The organism is Nocardia sp. CA-136227 (assembly GCF_050955695.1).
Taxonomy (GTDB): Bacteria; Actinomycetota; Actinomycetes; order Mycobacteriales; family Mycobacteriaceae; genus Nocardia.
The window spans coordinates 7,132,958-7,152,116 of the sequence record NZ_CP192081.1; the positions used below are offsets into that span (position 1 = coordinate 7,132,958).

The following is a 19,159-nucleotide window of genomic DNA, read 5'->3' on the forward strand; positions in this document are numbered from 1 at the left end:
ATCGCCGCTAGACCGGAAACCCTTCCAGCACTGCGCGAGACCGGGACAGCCCCAGCCGGGTGGCGCCGGCGGCGATCAACTCCGCCGCCTGCGCCGCGTCCCGGATCCCGCCGCTGGCCTTCACCCCGAGCCGCCCGCCGACCGTTTCGGCCATGAGCCGCACCGCGTGCGCGCTCGCGCCGCCCGCGGGGTGAAAACCGGTGGAGGTCTTCACGAAATCCGCGCCCGCGCGTTCCGCGGCCCGGCACACCTCCACGATCGCCTCATCGCTCAGCGCCGCCGCTTCGATGATCACCTTGAGCAGGGCGCGATCTCCCACCGCCTCCCGCACGGTGACGATGTCGGAGAGCACCGCGCCGTACTCGCCCGCGCGCGCCGCGCCGACGTCGATGACCATGTCCACCTCGGCCGCGCCCTGCTCCACGGCGAGCCGCGCCTCGGCCCCCTTCACCAGCGAATGATGTTTGCCGGAAGGGAAACCCGCGACCGTGGCCACCACCAGACCGGGCGCGCGCACCGGCAACATGGACGGCGACACGCAGATCGCGAACACCCCCAATTCGCGCGCCTCGGCCACCAGCGCGGTCACATCCGCGGGGGTGGCATCGGGTGACAGCAGGGTGTGATCGATCATCTCCGCCACGTCAGAGCGGGAAATCTTCGGCATGAGCACCGAGTTTGGCACATCTTTGTTGCGGGGCGCCGCCGCTGTCACGCAGACTTGTAGGCGTGCTGATCCGTCGTGAACGTACCGGCGATGCCGCCGCGATCGACGCGGTACACCGCGGCGCTTTCGGCGCGAGCCCCGATCGCCCCGCGGCTGCCGACGGCGATTCCTCCTCCTCCCACGCCTCCGGCGACCCCGTCGAAGTCGGCCTGGTGCACACGCTGCGCGACGACGCGGCCGTCTGGGTCCCGACCCTGTCGCTGGTAGCGGAGGTCCACGATCGGGTGGTCGGCCACGTCTGCCTCACCCGCGCGACCGTGGGCCCGTTCCCGGTGCTGGCGCTGGGGCCGCTCGGGGTGCTCCCGAACCATCAGGCCGCGGGCATCGGCTCGGCCCTCATGCACGCCGCCCTCGGGGCCGCGGATGCCCTCGACGAGCCCCTCGTCGGCCTGCTGGGCAGCCTCGAGTACTACCCGCGCTTCGGCTTCGTCCCCGGCGCCCGGGTGGGCATCATCCCGGATCAGCCGGACTGGGCCACCCACTTCCAGGTCCGCACCCTCACCGCCTACGAACTCGAGATCAAGGGCGACTTCCACTACGCCGAGGCGTTCTACAAGCTCTGACCGGGGCGTGCTTCACCCCTGTGCCGCGAGCCGGGCGGTTGCTGGGAGTATGTCCCTCATGAGTTCCACCCTGGACGACCGTCGCTACGTGCTCACCCTGGGCTGCCCGGACCGTCCCGGCATCATCGCCCGCATCACCTCGTTCATCGCCGATTTCGGCGGGTCGATCGTGGAGGCGGGTTACCACTCCGACCTGGAGACCGGGTGGTTCTTCACCCGGCAGGCCATCAAGGCCGCCACCGTGCCCTTCGACCTGGACGAGCTGCGCGACCGGTTCACCGCCGTCGCCACCGACCTGGGCCCGGAGACCGACTGGCAGCTGCACGACTCCGGGGAACGCCGTCGCGCGGTGCTGCTGGTCTCCAAGGACGGCCACTGCCTGCACGACCTGCTGGGCCGCGCCGCCTCCGGCGAGCTGCCCGCCACCATCGAGGCCGTCATCGGCAACCACCCCGACCTGGCCGGGATGACCGAGGCGCACGGCATCAAATTCCACTACATCCCGTTCCCGAAGGATCCGGCCGAGCGCGGTCCCGCCTTCGAGCAGATGCGGGACCTGGTCGACGCCCACGACCCGCACGCGGTGGTGCTGGCCCGCTTCATGCAGGTGCTGCCCGCCGAACTGTGCGAGCACTGGGCGGGCAAGGCCATCAATATCCACCACAGCTTCCTGCCGTCCTTCGTCGGCGCCCGCCCCTACCACCAGGCGTTCGCGCGCGGCGTGAAGCTGATCGGCGCGACCTGCCACTACGTGACCGCCGAACTGGACGCGGGCCCGATCATCGAGCAGGACGTCACCCGCATCGACCACTCCGACACCGTGCGCGACATGGTCCGGCAGGGCCGCGACATCGAGCGCGTGGTACTGGCCCGCGGGCTGCGCTGGCATCTGGAGGGCCGGGTGCTGGTGCACGGCCGCCGCACGGTCGTCTTCGAATAGGACCCCGAAAGCCGAACGCCCGCCCCCGGTTTCCCGGGAGCGGGCGTTCTCGTTCGTGCGGCGGGTCAGCCCGCGACGGCGGCCGGGCCCCGGCGCGCGGTCCGGATGACCCGGTGCAGTTCGCTGTTGAAGGCGTGCTCGGCCTCGATGTTCACCAGGTGACCGGTCGGCAGGATGGTGTACCGCTCCAGATTGCCCGCGGCCGCGAGGTTGTCGGCGATCTCGCGCGAGTGCACCTCGGGCAGCAGCTTGTCGAAGGAGCCCGCCACGACCGTGGTCGGCACCGTCAGCGCCGCCGCGGCGTCGACCACGTCCAGCTCGACCAGTCCGCGGGCCACGGCCGCGCGCACCGACGGACGGCAGGAGCGCACGATCGAGACGCCGAAGTCGACCTGGTCGCGGGTGGCCGCGGGATTGGCGAGCCGGGACTTGGCGATCCTGTTGACCGCCGCGCCGCCGGGCAGCGGCAGCGGGGTGCCGAACAGCACCCGGGCCACCGACTGCGGATTCGGGACGATCTCGTTGAGCAGCGGAATCACGGTGGCGCGGTGCGAGATCTGCCGCGCGGCCGTGGTGGCCAACAGGGCCGCGGAGGCCCGGTGCCGCACCTGGTGCGGATACTTGCGGGCCCAGGCCTGAATCGTCATGCCGCCCATGCTGTGTCCCACCAGCACCGCCTGCTGACCGGGCCGCAGCACCGCGTCGAGCAGATCGGAGAAGTCGTCGGCCAGCTGGTCGGCGCCGAAAGCCCGGGTGCCGCTGTCGCTTTCGCCGTGGCCGCGCTGATCGAAGGCGATCACGCGGTACTCGCCGGCGAAGGCGTTGATCTGCGGGTTCCAGTATTCGAGGGCACAGGACCAGCCGTGGGCCAGCACGATGACCTCGCCGTCGGCGGGACCGTACGCGTGCACGCGCAGCTCGGCGCCGTCACGGGTGGTTACGGGGATGACCTCGGCGGGACGCGGCGTGTTGAGGGAAGCCGTCTTGTAGCGGCGGGACCGCAGTCCGGGGCGAAAGGGAGCGGTCAACGCATCCGCGCCCGCCTCCTGGAGTTTCACCAGCATGAGCACTCCTTTGTGTTCCCGACCACAGTATCGCGCTAACCGGGGTGCTTGCAACAGCAAGCGGGTATATATCTTCTTGCTATACAACAATGTTCGCGGTGCGCGACCTCGCGGATAAGGTCCCCCAGGGGTGGGCGAGCCCCACCCCTCAGGCGCCCACCACCTTCGCCGGAACCCCGAAAGCGGCCCCGGCGACCCGCGCGAGTTCGGCGTTGAACTCCCGGTAGGCCTCCACATTGCCCAGGTGCCCGGTCGGCAGCACCCGGTAGGCGTCCAGGCTGCCGGTCTCGGTGAGCATCGCCACGATCCGCTCCGCGTGCACCGGCGGGGTCATGTCGTCGGCCGAACCCGCGATGACCGTGGTCGGCACCGTCAGGTTGGCCGCGCCGCGCCCGACGTCCAAGTAGGACAACAGGGTTCCGAACCGCCCGCGCACCCGCGCCGGGCAGGACCGCACGATATTTTGGCCGAAGTCCGCGATGTCGCCGACCGACCGCAGGCTCATGACCTGGCGGCGGAACACCCATTGCACGGGCTTGACCGGCGGGAACAGGATCGGCGCGCTCAGCCCGAGCAGACCCATCCGGAACGGCAGCGCGGCCGCGCCGCGATTGAAGAACGGGACCACGGTGGTCTCGGCGATCAGGTCACCGGCCGCGGTATTGGTGAGCAGCACCGCGTGCAGCTGCTTCCGCACGCGCTGCGGGTAGCGGCCCGCCCATGCCTGAATCGTCATGCCGCCCAGGCTGTGTCCCACCAGCACGGCCCGCTGACCCGGCCGCAGCGCCGCGTCGAGGACCTCGGCCAGATCGTCGGCGAGCTGATCGGTGGTGAGCGGGGCGGTGCCCTCGTCGCTCTCCCCGTGCCCGCGCACGTCGTAGGCGATCACGCGGTATTCACCGGCGAAGGCGTTGATCTGCGGGTTCCAGTACTCGAGGCAGCAGGTCCAGCCGTGCACCAGCACGATCACATCGCCGTCGGCGGGACCGTAGGCGTGCACCCGCAGCCGGGCGCCGTCGGAGGCGGTGACCGGCAGGACCTCGTAGGGTCCGGCGGGCGGATTCAGATCCGCGGTGCCGTAGGTCCGGGTGCGCAGGTCGGCCCGGTGCGCGAGCACCAGGTCACGGACCTTCCGGCCGAGGTCCGCAGGGTGAGGCAGCGTTGCCCGCATAGGACACTCCTTTGTGTTACTGACAGATACAGTAACCCGGAGTACCAGGTGCTAGCTAGTGCAAGCACCCGAAAAGTCCCCAATCGGAATCGAGCGCACAAAAAAGGCCGCCACCCGGTGAGCCGGGTGACGGCCGAAACTCGGAGGAACAGCTACCAGCGCGGCCCGCGCTGGATCTCGTCGACCTTGGGTCGCACATCGGCCAGGTAGACGCCGGTCGCGACCACCGCCGCGATACCGAGGAACCCGACCGCGGTCTGCCCCAGCAGCAACCCGCCCAGCGACGCCAGCAGAATGGCGATCCACACCGGCTTGGTCAGCTTGTCCACGGCCGTGAAGGCATCCGGACGCTGGCGAATCGCGTGCACGAGGGCGAACACGGTCATGCCCATCGCGGCCAGCCACAAGACCCACAGAATCAGTCCGGGTATTCCCATCACGCCACCATCATACGGAGCGACGACCCGGCCACCGCGACTTCCGGGCACGACACGAATCCGCACGACCTCCGGAACCCAGCGGCACTGCCCCGTAAACGAGCGTCGCCCCCGCGCACCGGAGTGCGCGAGGGCGACAAGCTCTTTCGCGGAACGCGAAGACCTACTTCTTGGCCGGGGCGGCCTTCTTGGCCGGGGCAGCCTTCTTGGCGGGCGCGGCCTTCTTGGCCGGAGCGGCCTTCTTGGCGGCGGGGGCCTCGTCCTCGACCGGAGCGGTCTCGGTGGTCACGTCCACGACCTCGGCGTCGACGGTCTCGTCGGCCGGGGCCTCCTCCTTGGCGGTGAAGCCGAGGTACGGGCCGACCTGGTCGCTGACCTTGCCCAGCACGTCCTGGGTCTGGGCCAGCAGGTCGTTGTAGCGGGTCTCGACCAGCTCGATGCGGTCCTCGAAGGCCGGGTTGGCGCGCAGCTTCTCGACGGTCTCCTCGCCGCGGGCGGCCAGGTCGGCGTAGAAGTCCAGCAGCTGGTGGTAGTACTGGTCGACCAGCTTGCGCAGCTCTTCGGGGGTGGCCTTCTCGCGCAGCTCGGCCAGATCCTCGGGCAGCTCGGACGGCAGCGCCTGCACGCGCTGGCGCAGGGTCTCGGCCTGCTCCTGCAGGTCGGCGGGAAGATTGGCGAAGCGCTCGCGGGCCTCTTCGATGCGACCCTGCACGTCTGCGGAGTTGGCGCGCTCACGGATCTGCGAGACGGCGTCGGTCACGACGGCGTAGAGGGCGTCGCCGGCACCGACGGTGGCGTAGATCGGCTTGGTGACGGTGGCGGTCAGATTCGATTCGGTCATGATGGTTCGCTCTCCTGGCGTGGCGGAACTTCGGTTGTGCGGTGCGGAACCTCGTTGTCCCTGTTTCCCCCGGGAACGCCCCCCATTAGCTCCGTTGCGTCCCCTCTGTCCTCGTTAGCCTGGTTCTCCCGGCAAAACGATTCATAGATGTCCAGGAGGACCTGCTTCTGACGTTCGGTCAGACCGTTGTCGGCCAGCAGGGCATCCCGGACCGGGCCGTGCGGCCTCTGCTCGAGGTACCCGGCCCGCATGTACAAGACCTCCGAGGAGACCCGCAGACCCTTGGCGATCTGCGCGAGTACCTCGGCGGACGGGTTCCGCAGTCCGCGCTCGATCTGACTCAAGTACGGATTGCTCACCCCCGCCAGCGCTGCGAGCTGCCGCAGCGAGACCTGGGCGGCCTCGCGTTGCGACCGAATGAAGCCCCCGATGTCGTGAGCCGCGTTGGCTACGCGGCCCGACCGGTCTCCGGCGGCGGACGTCTCCGCCGCGTCGCCGTCGATCGGTTCGGGAACCTCGGGATCGTGCTTCATCACTCACCTTCCGGCGGTTGTGGGGCCAATTCTAGGACGGGGTGCTAACTCTTGCAAGCGCTCTGTTAGCACGCCTTATCGATGCCAGGTCGGCAAACACTCAGCGCTTCAACCGAAGCGCCAATTGGTCAATTGTTCAGCCATTGAACAGCAAATGCGAAACGGTGTAGATCACAAGGCCCGCAAGCGAACCCACGACGGTGCCGTTGATACGGATGAATTGCAGGTCCTTGCCGGCCGCCAATTCGATCTTGCGCGAAGCCTCCTCGGCATCCCAGCGCGCCACCGTGTCGCTGACCAGACCGGCGAACTCGGCGCCGTAGTTGGCGACCAGGTAACGGACGCCCCGCTCCAGCCAGCCGTCCACCTGATCGCGCATCGCCGGGTCCGAGGACAACCGCTCGCCCAACTGCAGGACGTTCTCCGACACCTTGCGCCGCAAGGTCGAATTCGGATCGTCGGCCGATTCCAGGATCACCCGCTTGGCCGCGCGCCAGGTGGCCTGCGCCATCCCGGTGACCTCGCGCCGGCCCATCAGCTCGGTCTTGATCTTTTCCGCCTTCTCGATCATCGCCTCGTCGAATTGCAGATCGTGGGCGAATTCCTCGAGGAAGCGATTCGCGGCCAGCCGCACCTCGTGATCGGGCTGGGTCCGCACCTTCCAGGTGAATTCCACCAGCTCGCGATAAATGCGTTCGGCCAGGAGCGAATTCACGAATTTCGGGGCCCACGAGGGCGCGTCCCGGTTCACGATGCGGTCGAGGGTCTCCTGCGAGTCCAGCGCCCACTGGTGCGCGCGCTCGGCCAGCAGGTCCAGCAGCGGGGCCTGCCGGTTGTCGGCGATCAGCTCGTTGAGGACCTTGCCGATGGGCGGGCCCCACAGCGGTTCCGCGATCCGCTTCACGATGGTCTGGTCGATGATCTGCTCGACGTCCTCGTCGCGCAACACGCCGATCACCGCGCGCAGAATCGTCGCGCTCTCGTCGGAGATCCGTTCCGCGTTCGCCGGTTCGGCCATCCATCGGCCCAGCCGCAACGGAATCTGCGCGGAATTCACCTTGACGGCGACGGCGTCGGGCGAGAGGAAATTGGTGCGCACGAAGTCACCGAGGCCCTCACCCACCTGATCCTTCTTCTTGCGGATGATCGCGGTGTGCGGGATCGGCAGACCCAGCGGATGCCGGAACAGGGCGGTGACGGCGAACCAGTCGGCCAGCGCGCCCACCATGCCCGCCTCGGAGGCGGCCTTGACGTAGCCCACCCACTCCCCGCCCCCGCCGCGGGAACTGATCCACGCGCAGACGATGTAGATGACGGTGGCCACGGCCAGGAAGCCCGTCGCGATGGCCTTCATCCGCCACAGCTCGCGCTTCTTACCCTCTTCGTCCAGGAGATCGGCGAACGCTCCGCCGCCGGTGGGCACGGTCTTCATCGGCTTCGGCTCGGTCTGCTCGAGTACCCCGGCACTGCCGGTAGGTTGCTCCATGACTTCCATTCTGGCGCGTGATGTGACGGACTCCCCGCCACCGGGCCCTTCCCGAACGGCGGCGATCCACAGCATGGGAGGCTTAAGCTGAATAGGCCCAGGCCCAGGACGCGAACAAGGAGCCAACGCAGCGTGACCACCAAAGGCAGCGTGAGTGCAGCCGTCGAGGCTGCCACCGGTCCACGCGGGGGTCGTGTGGACGGTCGCAAACGTCGCTGGCAGCAGCACAAGATCGACCGACGCGAAGAACTGGTGGACGGCACCCTCGCCGCCATCCGCAAGCGCGGCGGCGATGCCGGAATGGACGAGATCGCCGCCGAGATCGGCGTCTCCAAAACCGTGCTCTACCGGTATTTCTCGGACAAGCAGGATTTGACCCGCGCCACCATGGAACGGTTCATCGAGACCACCCTGATGCCGCGCATCTACGGCGCCATCAGCGACGACCTCGACGAATACCAATTGGTCCGCAACACGCTGGCGGCGTACGTCCACACCGTGGATTCGGACACCGATGTGTACCGGTTCATCATGGGCAACGGCGCGGCGACCGACACCTCCACCCTCGCCGACTTCGAGAAGTTGTTCGCGCAGGTGGTCTCGGCGGTCATCATCGACAAGTCCTTCGACCGCGGCCTGCAGACCGAAGGCGCCATGCTGTGGTCCTACGTGCTGGTCGGCGGCGTGCAGCTGGCGACGGACTGGTGGATCTCCAACCGCACCATGTCCAGCGAGGAAATGCTCGACTACCTCACCATGATGGCCTGGAGCGCCATCGAGGGCATGGTCCGCGCGGGCGGCGACCGCCATTACTTCAACTCGCGCCCCCACGTGCTACCCGATGCGGAGAACAACCAAAACAGTGCTAGCTGACGGCTAGCACTGGAGTTCCCAGTGTGGTTAGTCTGAGGTCGGCGGAGCGCACCCTCTGAGACGCTCACATCACAGGGGTTCCGCCATGTCGGCACCAACGGGGGTGTTGGCTCCCATGGAGGGTCACTGATGGCGAAAGAGCTGCCCACATCCAGGCTCGCGCGGGGGACGAAGCTGGGAATCGCTGTAGCCGGTAATGCCTTGCGCGCCCAGAAGACCCGACGCTCCATGCGCGGCAGATCCGAGGCGGTGCGCGCCCGGATGGCCGAGGAATCCATGATCCGGGCCACCGAGCAGATGGTCATGGTGCTGGGCACCATGAAGGGCGTCGCCATGAAGCTCGGGCAGATGCTGTCGGTGCTGGACCTGGACCTGGTGCCGCCCGAGCATCGGGAGCGGTTCCAGCGGCGGCTCGCGGTGCTGCGCGACAGCGCGCCCTCGGTGTCGTTCGACGTGATGCGGGCGGTCATCGAGGAGGACTTCGGGCAGCCGCTGGAGCAGGTGTTCGCCGAATTCGATCCCGAACCCGTCGCCGCCGCCTCGATCGGGCAGGTCTACAAGGCGACCCTGCACGACGGCCGCGAGGTCGCGGTGAAGGTGCAGTACCCGGGCATCGACACCGCCGTGCGCGCGGACCTCAAGAACCTGGCCATGTTCCGCCGTATCCTGCAGTCCGCCATGCCCTGGGTGACCCCGGCCGTGCTCGACGAGCTGCGGCTGAACCTGGAGAGCGAACTCGACTACGTCGCCGAGGCCACTACCCAGAAGCAGATCTCGGACCTGTTCGCCGGGCACCCGTTCATCGTGGTGCCCACCACCTACCCGGAACTGTCCACCACCCGCGTGCTGGTCAGCGAGTACTTCCCCGGCCGCGGCTTCGAGGAGATCCGGGAAATGCCCGCCGCCGAACGGAATCGGATCGGCGAGATCATCTACCGGTTCTACGTGGGCTCGCTGTTCACCTTCAACGAGTTCTGCGGCGACCCGCACCCCGGCAACCTGCTGCTCGGCCCCGACGGCCGGGTCGCGTTCCTGGATTTCGGGCTCTACAACCGGATGGATCCCGAACACGTGCGCTTCGAGGCCGTCTGCATTCGCGCGGCCGCCGAGGAGCGGGCCGAGGACCTGCGCGACCTCATGGTGCAGCGCGGCGTCATCGAGTCGCCCGAGGAGATCACGCCCGAGGAATGCCTGGAATACGTGCTCGCCGCGTGTGAATGGGCGCTGGTGGACGAGGAACTCACCATCACCCCCGAATTGGCCTCCGGCGCCTTCGTCCTCGCGGTGGACCCGCGGGCCACCGACTTCGAGGGCATGAAACAGCAGAATCTGCCGCCCGAGCACCTGTTCTCCCGCCGCGCCGACTTCCTGACCTTCGGCATGCTCGGGCAGCTGGAAGCGACCGGCAACTGGCACCGCATCGCACGGGAGTGGCTGTACGGGGACGACCCGGTCACCGAACTCGGCCGCGCCCATCACGAATGGCTGGCGAGCCGACCGGCTCCCACGCCCACCACCGGGGCACCCACCAAGAAGCCCCGCAAGCGCGCCGCCAAGGCGTGACAACCCCAACTCGCGGGGCTCTCTGGGGCTTCGCCCCCGAACCCCCAGGAACAGATTGGTGAGACCTGTGGCCGCAAGGGAATTCGACATAGCGTTATTCGGGGCGACCGGCTTCGTGGGGAAGCTGACCGCGCAGTATCTGGTGGAGGCGGCGCCCGCGGGCGCGCGTATCGCGCTGGCCGGCCGCTCGCTGGAGAAGCTGGCCGCCGTCCGCGCGGAACTCGGCCCGCTCGCCGCGGAATGGCCGCTGGTGCAGGCGGATTCGACGGATCAGGAGAGCTTGAACGCGCTGGCGGCGCGGACCAAGGTGGTCGTCACGACCGTGGGTCCGTACCTGCGCTACGGGTTCCCGTTGGTCCAGGCGTGCGCGGAGAACGGCACGCACTACGCCGATCTGACCGGCGAGCCGCTGTTCATCCGCGAATGCATCGACCGGTTCGGCGACAAGGCCGCCGAGACCGGCGCGAAGATCGTGAATTCCTGCGGCTACGACTCGATCCCGTCGGATCTGAGCGTGTACCAGCTGTACAAGCGCAGCGTCGACGACAATGCCGGTGAGCTCACCGACGTCACCCTGGTGGCGTGGCTCAAGGGCGGAATGAGCGGCGGCACCATCGATTCCGGGCGCGCCATGATGGAGGCCATCGCCGCGGATCCGGCCAAGGCGTCGGTCATGTCGCACCCGTATTCGCTGAGTCCCGACAAGTCCATGGAACCCGATGTCGGCCGCCAGTCCGACCAGGCGTGGTCCCGGGCCTCGGACATCGACCCGAGCCTGAACGGCTGGGTGGCGACATTCATCATGGGCGCGCACAACAGCAAGGTGGTGCGCCGCTCGAACGGCCTGCTGGGCTGGCCGTACGGCAAGAACTTCCGCTACCGCGAGGTGATGAGCGCGGGCTCGTCGGCCACCTCGCCGCTGGTCGCCGCCGGTATCGCGGGCGGCATCGTGGCCACCATGGCGACCGGCGCGGTGTTGTCGCGGGTGGCGCTGGGCCGCAAGCTGCTCGACCGGATCGTGCCTGCGCCGGGCACCGGTCCGAGCGAGCAGGCCCGCCGCAGTGGCTGGTTCACCATGCGCACCTTCGCCCACACCACCTCGGGCGCCAAGTACGAGTGCACCTTCGCGGGCAAGGGCGACCCCGGCTACCAGGCCACCTCGGTCATGCTCGGCCAGGCCGGTCTCTGCCTGGCCTTCGACGACCTGCCGGAGCTGGCGGGCATCCTCACCCCCGCCTCGGCCATGGGTGACGCGCTGACCGAGCGGCTGCGCGCCGCCGACATCACCATCGAGGTCACCCCGGTCTGACCGGGCTCGGCGGTCACGCCGGGGCGCTGTACTTCGCGATCAGCTCGCGATACTTCTCGAAGGCGGGCTTCGGCGTGTAATCCGAACGCAGAAGCCCGAATTCGAGGTTCATATCGCCCTGGTCGCTGTACGAATCTCGGAGGCCGAAGTGCTCGTAGGTGGTGATGCCGAGTTCGTCGGTCAGGCCGTCGACGAGCTCGACCACGGTCTCGAGCACCTCGGCCTGCCGCGCGTAGGACCGTCCCGGCCCGGTGGCCCAACCGTTTTCGCTGATGTGGATGGGTGTCGTGGCGGGTATGCCCGCGGCGGCGAGGCTGTCGCGCCGGAAGCCCGTCAGCACCGCCGTGGCGGCGGCTTCCAATTCCGAGGCCGGTAGCGGCCGGAAGACGTCGGGGAAGAAGTCCAGCCCGACATAGTCCAGCGCGTCGGTGAATTCGCGGCCGCCCAGGCGGCCGAGGTCCGTCCAGTACTCCTGCCCCGGATCGAAGGCCGGCGCCGCGTTGCAGCCGATGCGCACCGCGAGGCCGAGCCGATCCACCTCCGCGCGAGCGGCCAGCACTCCCTCGACCACGGCCCGCCGGACCTGCGGAAAGTCGCCGTTGCCGCCGGGGCCGGCGTGGTTGGGCTCCTGCGCGATCTGCAGCGAGGACAGCACCGGCCCGTGCTCGCGAATCTGCTCGAGCAGGAACGCGAGCCAGCCGGTGAGGTCGTCGCCGGGCTCGTGGAAACACACCGCCAGATCGAGGGTCCGACGCGCCCCGGCGTACTGCCACGGCCGCGGCGGGGACTCCTGGAATCCGCCGCGCGCATCGCTGTACAGGACGTATCCGCGCACCACGAACGGGTGTTCGCCGTGCAGTTCGTCGAGGGCGGCCGCGATGCGATCGGCCCGTTCCGGCGGTCCGGGGGTGACATTGCCGTACTGGTCGCCGCCGAGCCCGCCCGCGTAGATGCCGAATCCGAGAGTCATGCCCCGACCGTACCCAGAATTTTGGTGTCACACCATTTTTAGTGTCACACCTATACTGGCCGCGACCGGAAGGAGCGATCGTTGGCACTGCGCGAGGAGAAGAAGGCCGCCACCCGGACCGCACTGGCCGACGCGGCCATGGCGCTGTTCGCGGAGAAGGGGTTCGACAAGGTCACCGTGGCGGAGGTCGCGCGGGCGGCGAACGTGTCGGTCAATACCGCGTTCAACTACTTCCCGACCAAGGAGGACCTGTTCTTCGACCGCCAGGACGAGGTGGTGGACCGGCTCGCGGCGGCGGTGCGGGATCGCGAACCGGGCGAGTCGGCCGCGGCGGCGGTGCGGCGTTCCTTCCTCGACCGGGTGCGCCGGGACGATCCGACGCTCGGCCTCGCGCCCGCCGCCGCCACCTTCTGGCAGCTGATCGACGACAGCCCGGCACTGCGAGCACGCTTGCTGCGACTCGGCGAGCAGACCGAGAACGCCCTCGCCGAGGCACTGGCCGAGGCCACCGGCGCGGGCGCGGACGACCCCGTGCCGCGGCTCGTCGCGGCAGCTCTCGCGGGCCTCGATCGCGCACTGCACGCCGAGATCCGCCGCGCCATCCTGGCGGGCGCGGCCCCGGAGACGGTGCGGGCCATGGCGATTCGAGCGGCCACCGACGGATTCGACGCGGTTGTGACGGGGCTCGCCGACAGCGAGCGGTGAGCCCCGGTCAGCCCGGGGTGCGGTCGATCAGTGCGGTGAGCGCGGCGCGGAGGTCGGGGCGGGCCGCGCCGGAATACAGTTCGGCCAGCGCGATCTCGGCGACCATGGCGATCACCAGGTGTGCCACGGCGGGAGGATTCCCCCAGCCCAGCGTTTCGATATCGGGGGCGATCATGGCGGCCACGAGCTGATTGCGGGCCGTCACCTCGTCGAGCAGGTCCGCGTCGGTGCGGGATTGGGCCAGGAAGGCCTTCGTGCCGCGAGTCGCGAGGCAGGCGTCGAGGTACGCGGCGAGGCCGGTGTGGAGGCGGGCCGGGCCCGGCTCGAGCTCGCCGATGGCGGCGAGGACCAGGGTGGTCAGCTCGTCGTGATAGCGCCGGTGCAGGGCCACCACGTAGCTGCGGCGATCCGGGAAGTGGTGGTAGAAGGTGCCTTTCGCCATCCCCGCCGCCTGCACGACGGCGTTCACGGACAGTCCGGCCAGGCCCGTGCGGGCGGCCACGTCGGCCCCCGCGTCGAGCAGGGCGTTGCGGCCGGGTTCCGCCGGTCGTGGCATGGCCGAAATCCTTTCCTGGGCCGAGGCTTTCCCCGAGGGTACATCGCGAGCTAGCCTATGACCGACCGGTCGGTCATGCCCGGCGCGCTGGGGGCGCCGGGCGTACGACCGCCACGAACACCGGGAGCATCCATGTCGCGATCGGCCACCGGCCGTCTCACCCTCGCCGCCTTGTTCACCGCGAGCCTGTGCGCCGGCGCCCTCACCGGCCCGGCCACCGCCGACCAGCCCGATCCGTCGTACAGCTATTTCGGCGGGCTGGCCGCCGAGCTCACCGCGCCGGGGCAGCCGCCGCCGGGCGCGAACGACTGGTCCTGCACACCGACCGCGGCGCACCCGAATCCGGTCGTCCTGCTGCACGGGCTGGGCAATGAGACCGTCGGCTGGAACACCCTGTCGCCGGTGCTCGTCAACGCCGGATACTGCGTCTTCAGCACGACCTACGGCACGGGCGCGCTCGGACCGATCATGGGCGCGGTGACGCCGGTCGAGACCAGCGCCCGGCAGATCTCCGACTTCATCGACCGGGTGCGCGCCGAAACCGGTTCGGACAAGGTCGATCTCGTCGGCCATTCGATGGGCGGCGCGGTCCCCTTCTACGCCCTGAACCACCTCGGCGCGGCTCCGAAGATCGACCACTACGTGGCGCTGGCCGCGCCGCTGCACGGCTCGACGGTGAGCGGTCTGGCGAGCCTGCGACCGCTGCTCGAATCCACCGCACCCGGAATGGAATTGGCGGCGCAGTGCGGTCCCTGCCAGCTGTCGCCCGGTTCGCGGGTCGCGGTGGACCTGAACCCGGACCCGGCCATCGCCCCCGCGATCCAGTTCACCACGGTGGTGTCCCGCTACGACGAGATCGCCACCCCCTGGACCACCGGCCTGCTCGACGGTCCGAACGTCGACAATGTGGTGCTGCAGGACCTGTGCGCGACCGACTACACCGAGCACTTCGAACTGCCCGCCGATCCGGTGGCGGTGCGGGTGGTGCTCAATGCCCTCGATCCCGGACACGCTCGGCCGGTGTCCTGCACGGTCGTGCTGCCGTTCGCGGGACCGCCGGTCCGATAGAAATCCTCCGCCCGAATGCGACAGGTCACGAACTGCGTTCGAGCGCGACGGCCAGCACCCGCAGAATCTCTCCGGTAGGGTCGCGGGCGGGACGGAGGTGGTTACCGAGAAAGGGGGGTCGGCCACGTGAAATGGATCCTGACCCCGGACGAGTTCGCGATCATCTGGACCCGCGAAACCGATCTGGAACGCCGTCCCTACCCGCTCGACACGAGCCCCGCGGCCACCGAGAACCCCGGCGGCGCATCGCGATTCGGCCCGCTGGCACTGGGCGCGCCGATGCCGCGCCACCTGCGCCGCACCGATCCGGACCTGGCCGCCGCCCTGGCGCTGTGCGCCCGCACCGACACCACGACCGTCACCCTCTACGGCGAACGCACGGCCCGGCCCGGCGCCCGGCGCATTCTCGCCTTCGCGGCGGTGGGCCAGCAGCGGGCCGGGATCCTGGTCTCGATGCCGGACGCGGTGACCGTATCCCTGTGTCCCGCCGAGCATCTGGGACGGGAGCTGGTGGAGATCATCGGATCCGCGCCGCCCGGACGGCTGGACACGCTGCGCGAACCCCAGCAGGCCGTGCTGTATCCCGACGCCGCCGGAGCCGGGGAGGAAGCGGATCGCTTCCGCCGCAAACTGCGCGAGCCCGTGGACGGGCGCGGCTTCATCACCGTCTCGGTGGAACCGGCGAATCCGCTCTCGCCGCCGACCCGGCATCGCACCTGGCTCGACTTCTCCGGCGACGGCCGCTACCTGCTCACCACGGCCGCCGATCTCACGCTGACCCCGGTCACCGACGAGGAACTGGCCGCCCAGCTGGTGCACCTGGCCCGGGTGTGATTCGGCGCGGTTGCCTGCGGGAAACCACGCCGCGTGCTACGCATGACGAATGGCGAAGGCGACATCCTGGTCCAAACCGGTCACCAAGGCGCTACGCGCCGACGGCATCTCGGTCGCGGACCTGAATCCGTCCACGACTCCGGGCTTCAAGGGCGACAAGCGTGCCGGTGAGGCCCTGCTCGAGGAGCGCCGCTCGGTGCTGTCGGATCTGCAGGAGAAGCTCTACGCCAACGGCCGCTCCGGCGACACCCGCAGTGTGCTGCTGGTGCTGCAGGGCATGGACACCGCGGGCAAGGGCGGCATCGTCCGGCACGTGATCGGCTCGGTCGACCCGCAGGGCGTGGATCACGCGGCCTTCGGGGTGCCGACCGCCGAGGAGCGCAAACACCACTACCTGTGGCGGATCCGCAAGCAGCTGCCGCGCGGCGGGCAGCTCGGCGTGTTCGACCGCTCGCACTACGAGGACGTGCTGGTGGTGCGGGTGCACGAGCTGGTCCCGCCGGACGTGTGGGGCAAGCGCTACGACGAGATCAACAAGTTCGAGCGCAAACTCGTCGACGACGGCACCACCGTGGTGAAGGTCGCCATGTTCGTCTCCCTCGACGAGCAGAAGAAGCGGCTCATGCAGCGGCTGGAACGCCCCGACAAGTACTGGAAGTTCAATCCCGCCGACATCGACGAGCGCGGCTACTGGCCGCAGTACCAAGAGGCGTACCAGGCGGTCCTGGATCGCACCAACACCGACTACGCCCCCTGGTACGTGCTGCCCTGCGACTCCAAGTGGTACGCCCGGCTGGCCGTCACGGAACTGCTGATCGACGCCCTGCAGGGCCTGAAACTGGACTGGCCGCCCGCCGGGTTCGATATCGACGAGCAGAAGAAGCGCCTCGCGCGGGCGTGATCCCTGTCCCCCACACGCCCGCTTGCTGGTTTCTCTCAGGTTCGCGGGTGAAGATGGGCCCGCACATGTCGTGACTACGGAAGGTGTGGTGAGCGCAGAGGTGAGCAACAAACCGGGTCGGAACCCGCTGGCGCAGGCGGCCAAGGCCGACCGCAACCGCAGGATCCTCATTCAAGTGGCGGTGGCCGTCGTCCTGCTCGGCCTGATCGCCGGCATCGGCATCACCTTGGCGACGCGCAAGCACAACGACGACAAGGCCGCCGAGAGCTCGAACACGTTCCACTGGAATGCCGAGCAGGCCGCGCTGGTGCCGCCGAACCTCACCCCCGAGGGCGCGATCCGGATCGACAACGCCGCCGCCCCCGCGCCCGCGGGCAAGCAGAAGGTGTCCGTGCGCGTGGTCGCCGACGTGCAGTGCCCCGCCTGCAACATGTTCGAGAAGGCCAATGCCGACGCGCTGGTCAAGGCCGTTCAGGGCGGCCAGGCGGTGGTGGACTACAACATCATCACCTTCCTCGACCGCGCCTCCAACGGCAATCAGTTCTCCACCCGCGGGGCCGCGGCCGCGTACGTGATGTACGAGGCCGACCCGTCGAAGTTCCAGGCCTGGCTGTCCGCCATGTACGAGCACCAGCCCAAGGAGGGCGGCAACGGCATGAGCGACGACCAGCTCATCAAGATCGCCAAGGACTCCGGGTACACCGATCCGGCTGTGGCCCAGGCCATCAAGGACGGCAAGTACACCACCTGGGTGAAGCAGCAGACCGACAAGGTCTTCGCCACCGGTGTGAAGTCCACCCCGACGGTGTACGTGAACGGCACCCAGGTGTCCGACTCCCAGGCCCTCATGTCCTCCGGCGGCATGACCTCGGTGATCGAGAACGCGAGCAAGTGATGATCTCCGCGGGACCCCGATCGGCGTGGCCGCTGCTGCTGGCCGCGCTGATCGGCTGGGGGGCCTCGGTCACGTTGCTGGTCGAGAAGTTCAAGTCGCTCACCGAACCTGGCTACCGGCCGTCGTGCACGATCGACTCGACGCTGTCGTGCACCACGGTGATGGCGGACAAGACGGCGTCGCTGTTCGGATTCCCGAATCCGATCATCGGCGTGGTGGGCTTCTCGGTGTTCGTCACCATCGGGGTGCTGCTGGTCTGCGGAATCTCGTTGCCCCGCTGGTTCGTCGGCGGCATGTGGGCCGGTCTGCTGGCGGGCGTGGCGGCCATCGGCTGGCTGGTCTGGGACGCCACCTTCCAGATCCACGCGCTGTGCCCGTGGTGCATGGTGGTGTGGGCGGTGACCCCGGCCATGTTCGCCGTCGTGACCGGAATGCTGTTCGGCCGGTCCCGCGGCTTCGCGCAGGTCCTCGCGGAATGGCGGTGGACGCTGGTCGCCGTGTTCTACGCGGTGGTCATCCTGATCGTGTACGTCCAGTTCCAGTCGTACTGGAACAGCAAGTTCTGATCGGCCGGGGCTAGTTCGGCGGGCCGACGGTGAGGGTCACATTCACCGTCCGGCGCGCCCCGCCCGGTTCGCTGATCTCGAGCCGCACCACATCGTCCGGTTTATGGGCGTTGAGTGCGGCTTTCAGCATTTGTGAGCCCGTGATGAGGCGATCGTCGAGGGCGGTGATGACCTCGCCGTCGGCGAGCCCGGCCTCGTAGGCGGGCTGTCCGTAGATGGCGACGTCGATGCGCGCGCCCGCCGGCGCCCCCGACTGCGGGGACGGCTGCGCGTCGGAGGTGAGGATGCCGAGGGTGGCGGTGGGGCCGATGTGCACGGTGTCGGTCGCTGTGCCGGAACGGATCTGGCGGACCACGCCCATGGCGGTGTCGATGGGCACCGCGTACCCGTTGGGCCCCTTGCCCACCGCCTTCGCCGCCTCGCCGGAGGCGGCGGTGACGACCCCGATCACCGAGCCGTAGCGGTCCACCAGCGCGCCGCCGGACTGCCCGGCGGCGACCGCTGCCGCGACCTCGATCATGCCGCGCAACGACTTCCGCGTCAGATCGGCCGAATTGCGCGCCACGATGGACGAATCCAGATTGGTGATGGGCCCGCCCACCGCGGTCGGCGATCCGGTGCCGCCCGCATTGCCGATGGCCAGCACGTCGTCGCCCACGTGCAACGGGGCGGAACTGCCGATCCGGGCGACCGGGAGCCCGCCCGCGCCCTGCAGATCCAGCAGGGCGATATCGGCCATGGCGTCGTATCCGGCCACGACGGCGGTGTAGACCGCGCCGGTGCCGACATCCGAAACCGTCACGGTGTCAGCGCCTTTGATGACGTGATGACTGGTGAGCACCTCCCCCTCGGCGCTGAGCACGATGCCGGATCCGGCCGCGCCCATGCCGTAGGGGCGGATGCCCGCGGTGATATTGACCAGCGCTGGTTCCGCGACGCGCGAGACCAGGGTGACGTCCAGCGGAGGCAGCGGCGGGCCGGTCAGTCCGGCGGTGGCGATCTGGTCGCCGAAGGGCCAGCGGGGCAGTTCGCCGCGGTAGCCGAGGAATCCGGTGATGCCGAGTACGACCACCACGATCAGCGCGAGCACCCGGCCGCCGCCACCGCGTCTGTCGCTGTCCACGGACCCTCCCGATTGCGGTTCGCCCGCCGGCTCG

Annotated in this window: 21 protein-coding genes; 11 read left to right on the forward strand and 10 right to left on the reverse strand. The window is 69.1% G+C overall.

Annotated elements, in window-relative coordinates:
- Positions 1 to 7: 7 nt before the first annotated feature.
- Positions 8 to 667: a deoxyribose-phosphate aldolase gene (gene deoC / locus ACQP06_RS33005; protein ID WP_433668837.1), complete on the reverse strand. Its 660-nt coding sequence runs from the start codon at positions 665 to 667 to the stop codon at positions 8 to 10.
- A 62-nt stretch (positions 668 to 729) separates the two neighbouring features.
- On the opposite strand from deoC, the gene ACQP06_RS33010 reads away from it, so the two are divergent.
- The gene (locus ACQP06_RS33010) at positions 730 to 1,290 is read left to right on the forward strand and encodes a GNAT family N-acetyltransferase (protein WP_433668839.1); all 561 of its coding nucleotides are present in this window, start codon (positions 730 to 732) and stop codon (positions 1,288 to 1,290) included.
- A 58-nt stretch (positions 1,291 to 1,348) separates the two neighbouring features.
- The gene (gene purU / locus ACQP06_RS33015) at positions 1,349 to 2,230 is read left to right on the forward strand and encodes a formyltetrahydrofolate deformylase (RefSeq protein ID WP_433668841.1); all 882 of its coding nucleotides are present in this window, start codon (positions 1,349 to 1,351) and stop codon (positions 2,228 to 2,230) included.
- A gap of 65 nt (positions 2,231 to 2,295) precedes the next feature.
- On the opposite strand, the gene ACQP06_RS33020 is transcribed toward purU, so the two are convergent.
- The 6 genes from ACQP06_RS33020 to ACQP06_RS33045 all read right to left on the reverse strand — a co-directional run bounded on the left by ACQP06_RS33020 (position 2,296) and on the right by ACQP06_RS33045 (position 7,708).
- Positions 2,296 to 3,294: an alpha/beta fold hydrolase gene (locus tag ACQP06_RS33020; RefSeq protein WP_433668842.1), complete on the reverse strand. Its 999-nt coding sequence runs from the start codon at positions 3,292 to 3,294 to the stop codon at positions 2,296 to 2,298.
- Between the two features lie 148 nt (positions 3,295 to 3,442).
- Positions 3,443 to 4,465: an alpha/beta fold hydrolase gene (locus tag ACQP06_RS33025; protein WP_433668843.1), complete on the reverse strand. Its 1,023-nt coding sequence runs from the start codon at positions 4,463 to 4,465 to the stop codon at positions 3,443 to 3,445.
- Between the two features lie 152 nt (positions 4,466 to 4,617).
- Positions 4,618 to 4,902 carry a DUF2516 family protein gene (locus ACQP06_RS33030; RefSeq protein ID WP_357090891.1) on the reverse strand — a complete coding sequence of 95 codons (285 nt, stop codon included), beginning with the start codon at positions 4,900 to 4,902 and terminating at the stop codon, positions 4,618 to 4,620.
- A gap of 163 nt (positions 4,903 to 5,065) precedes the next feature.
- Positions 5,066 to 5,743: a hypothetical protein gene (locus tag ACQP06_RS33035; protein ID WP_404205288.1), complete on the reverse strand. Its 678-nt coding sequence runs from the start codon at positions 5,741 to 5,743 to the stop codon at positions 5,066 to 5,068.
- Positions 5,740 to 6,276, reverse strand: coding sequence for a helix-turn-helix domain-containing protein (locus ACQP06_RS33040; protein ID WP_357090887.1), 537 nt, complete (start codon positions 6,274 to 6,276; stop codon positions 5,740 to 5,742). The genes ACQP06_RS33035 and ACQP06_RS33040 overlap by 4 nt, the downstream gene beginning before the upstream one ends.
- A 136-nt stretch (positions 6,277 to 6,412) precedes the next feature.
- A complete protein-coding gene (locus ACQP06_RS33045) occupies positions 6,413 to 7,708 on the reverse strand; it encodes a DUF445 domain-containing protein (protein WP_357282049.1) in 1,296 nt (431 codons plus the stop codon).
- Positions 7,709 to 7,894: 186 nt separating this feature from the next.
- Here ACQP06_RS33045 and ACQP06_RS33050 point away from each other — a divergent pair, with 186 nt between their 5' ends.
- The 3 genes from ACQP06_RS33050 (at position 7,895) to ACQP06_RS33060 (ending at position 11,507) form a co-directional block, all read left to right on the forward strand.
- Positions 7,895 to 8,635 carry a TetR/AcrR family transcriptional regulator gene (locus tag ACQP06_RS33050; RefSeq protein WP_433668845.1) on the forward strand — a complete coding sequence of 247 codons (741 nt, stop codon included), beginning with the start codon at positions 7,895 to 7,897 and terminating at the stop codon, positions 8,633 to 8,635.
- A gap of 129 nt (positions 8,636 to 8,764) precedes the next feature.
- A complete protein-coding gene (locus ACQP06_RS33055; RefSeq protein WP_433668847.1) occupies positions 8,765 to 10,198 on the forward strand; it encodes an ABC1 kinase family protein in 1,434 nt (477 codons plus the stop codon).
- Between the two features lie 67 nt (positions 10,199 to 10,265).
- Entirely contained in the window at positions 10,266 to 11,507 is a 1,242-nt protein-coding gene (locus ACQP06_RS33060; protein ID WP_433668849.1) for a saccharopine dehydrogenase family protein, read from the forward strand.
- A gap of 13 nt (positions 11,508 to 11,520) precedes the next feature.
- Here the strand turns inward: ACQP06_RS33060 and ACQP06_RS33065 are convergent, their stop codons facing one another.
- Complete coding sequence (locus tag ACQP06_RS33065; RefSeq protein ID WP_433668851.1) at positions 11,521 to 12,477, reverse strand: hypothetical protein; 957 nt, start codon at positions 12,475 to 12,477, stop codon at positions 11,521 to 11,523.
- An 81-nt stretch (positions 12,478 to 12,558) separates the two neighbouring features.
- On the opposite strand from ACQP06_RS33065, the gene ACQP06_RS33070 reads away from it, so the two are divergent.
- Entirely contained in the window at positions 12,559 to 13,182 is a 624-nt protein-coding gene (locus tag ACQP06_RS33070; RefSeq protein WP_433668852.1) for a TetR/AcrR family transcriptional regulator, read from the forward strand.
- A gap of 7 nt (positions 13,183 to 13,189) precedes the next feature.
- On the opposite strand, the gene ACQP06_RS33075 is transcribed toward ACQP06_RS33070, so the two are convergent.
- Positions 13,190 to 13,738 carry a TetR/AcrR family transcriptional regulator gene (locus ACQP06_RS33075; RefSeq protein WP_433668854.1) on the reverse strand — a complete coding sequence of 183 codons (549 nt, stop codon included), beginning with the start codon at positions 13,736 to 13,738 and terminating at the stop codon, positions 13,190 to 13,192.
- A 132-nt stretch (positions 13,739 to 13,870) separates the two neighbouring features.
- Here ACQP06_RS33075 and ACQP06_RS33080 point away from each other — a divergent pair, with 132 nt between their 5' ends.
- From ACQP06_RS33080 to ACQP06_RS33100, 5 genes are all read left to right on the forward strand, one after another.
- Positions 13,871 to 14,806 carry an esterase/lipase family protein gene (locus ACQP06_RS33080; RefSeq protein WP_433668856.1) on the forward strand — a complete coding sequence of 312 codons (936 nt, stop codon included), beginning with the start codon at positions 13,871 to 13,873 and terminating at the stop codon, positions 14,804 to 14,806.
- Between the two features lie 126 nt (positions 14,807 to 14,932).
- The gene (locus ACQP06_RS33085; protein ID WP_433668858.1) at positions 14,933 to 15,640 is read left to right on the forward strand and encodes an ESX secretion-associated protein EspG; all 708 of its coding nucleotides are present in this window, start codon (positions 14,933 to 14,935) and stop codon (positions 15,638 to 15,640) included.
- Positions 15,641 to 15,689: 49 nt separating this feature from the next.
- Positions 15,690 to 16,541: a polyphosphate kinase 2 family protein gene (locus tag ACQP06_RS33090; RefSeq protein WP_433668860.1), complete on the forward strand. Its 852-nt coding sequence runs from the start codon at positions 15,690 to 15,692 to the stop codon at positions 16,539 to 16,541.
- 100 nt (positions 16,542 to 16,641) lie between these two features.
- Positions 16,642 to 17,436, forward strand: coding sequence for a DsbA family protein (locus tag ACQP06_RS33095; protein ID WP_433668861.1), 795 nt, complete (start codon positions 16,642 to 16,644; stop codon positions 17,434 to 17,436).
- On the forward strand, positions 17,436 to 18,002 hold the full coding sequence (locus ACQP06_RS33100; protein ID WP_433668863.1) for a vitamin K epoxide reductase family protein: 567 nt from the start codon (positions 17,436 to 17,438) through the stop codon (positions 18,000 to 18,002). Before ACQP06_RS33095 ends, ACQP06_RS33100 begins: the two co-directional genes overlap by 1 nt.
- Positions 18,003 to 18,012: 10 nt before the next feature.
- Here the strand turns inward: ACQP06_RS33100 and ACQP06_RS33105 are convergent, their stop codons facing one another.
- A complete protein-coding gene (locus ACQP06_RS33105; protein WP_433668865.1) occupies positions 18,013 to 19,125 on the reverse strand; it encodes a S1C family serine protease in 1,113 nt (370 codons plus the stop codon).
- Positions 19,126 to 19,159 lie beyond the last annotated feature (34 nt).

Bases quoted from the DNA above. Each gene is read 5' to 3' on its own strand.
- deoC (WP_433668837.1), bottom strand. From the start codon at position 667: ATGCCGAAGATTTCCCGCTCTGACGTGGCGGAGATGATCGATCACACC.
- purU (WP_433668841.1), top strand. From the start codon at position 1,349: ATGAGTTCCACCCTGGACGACCGTCGCTACGTGCTCACCCTGGGCTGC.
- ACQP06_RS33020 (WP_433668842.1), bottom strand. From the start codon at position 3,294: ATGCTGGTGAAACTCCAGGAGGCGGGCGCGGATGCGTTGACCGCTCCC.
- ACQP06_RS33025 (WP_433668843.1), bottom strand. From the start codon at position 4,465: ATGCGGGCAACGCTGCCTCACCCTGCGGACCTCGGCCGGAAGGTCCGT.
- ACQP06_RS33030 (WP_357090891.1), bottom strand. From the start codon at position 4,902: ATGGGAATACCCGGACTGATTCTGTGGGTCTTGTGGCTGGCCGCGATG.
- ACQP06_RS33035 (WP_404205288.1), bottom strand. From the start codon at position 5,743: ATGACCGAATCGAATCTGACCGCCACCGTCACCAAGCCGATCTACGCC.
- ACQP06_RS33040 (WP_357090887.1), bottom strand. From the start codon at position 6,276: ATGAAGCACGATCCCGAGGTTCCCGAACCGATCGACGGCGACGCGGCG.
- ACQP06_RS33045 (WP_357282049.1), bottom strand. From the start codon at position 7,708: ATGAAGACCGTGCCCACCGGCGGCGGAGCGTTCGCCGATCTCCTGGAC.
- ACQP06_RS33055 (WP_433668847.1), top strand. From the start codon at position 8,765: ATGGCGAAAGAGCTGCCCACATCCAGGCTCGCGCGGGGGACGAAGCTG.
- ACQP06_RS33065 (WP_433668851.1), bottom strand. From the start codon at position 12,477: ATGACTCTCGGATTCGGCATCTACGCGGGCGGGCTCGGCGGCGACCAG.
- ACQP06_RS33075 (WP_433668854.1), bottom strand. From the start codon at position 13,738: ATGCCACGACCGGCGGAACCCGGCCGCAACGCCCTGCTCGACGCGGGG.
- ACQP06_RS33080 (WP_433668856.1), top strand. From the start codon at position 13,871: ATGTCGCGATCGGCCACCGGCCGTCTCACCCTCGCCGCCTTGTTCACC.
- ACQP06_RS33090 (WP_433668860.1), top strand. From the start codon at position 15,690: ATGGCGAAGGCGACATCCTGGTCCAAACCGGTCACCAAGGCGCTACGC.
- ACQP06_RS33100 (WP_433668863.1), top strand. From the start codon at position 17,436: ATGATCTCCGCGGGACCCCGATCGGCGTGGCCGCTGCTGCTGGCCGCG.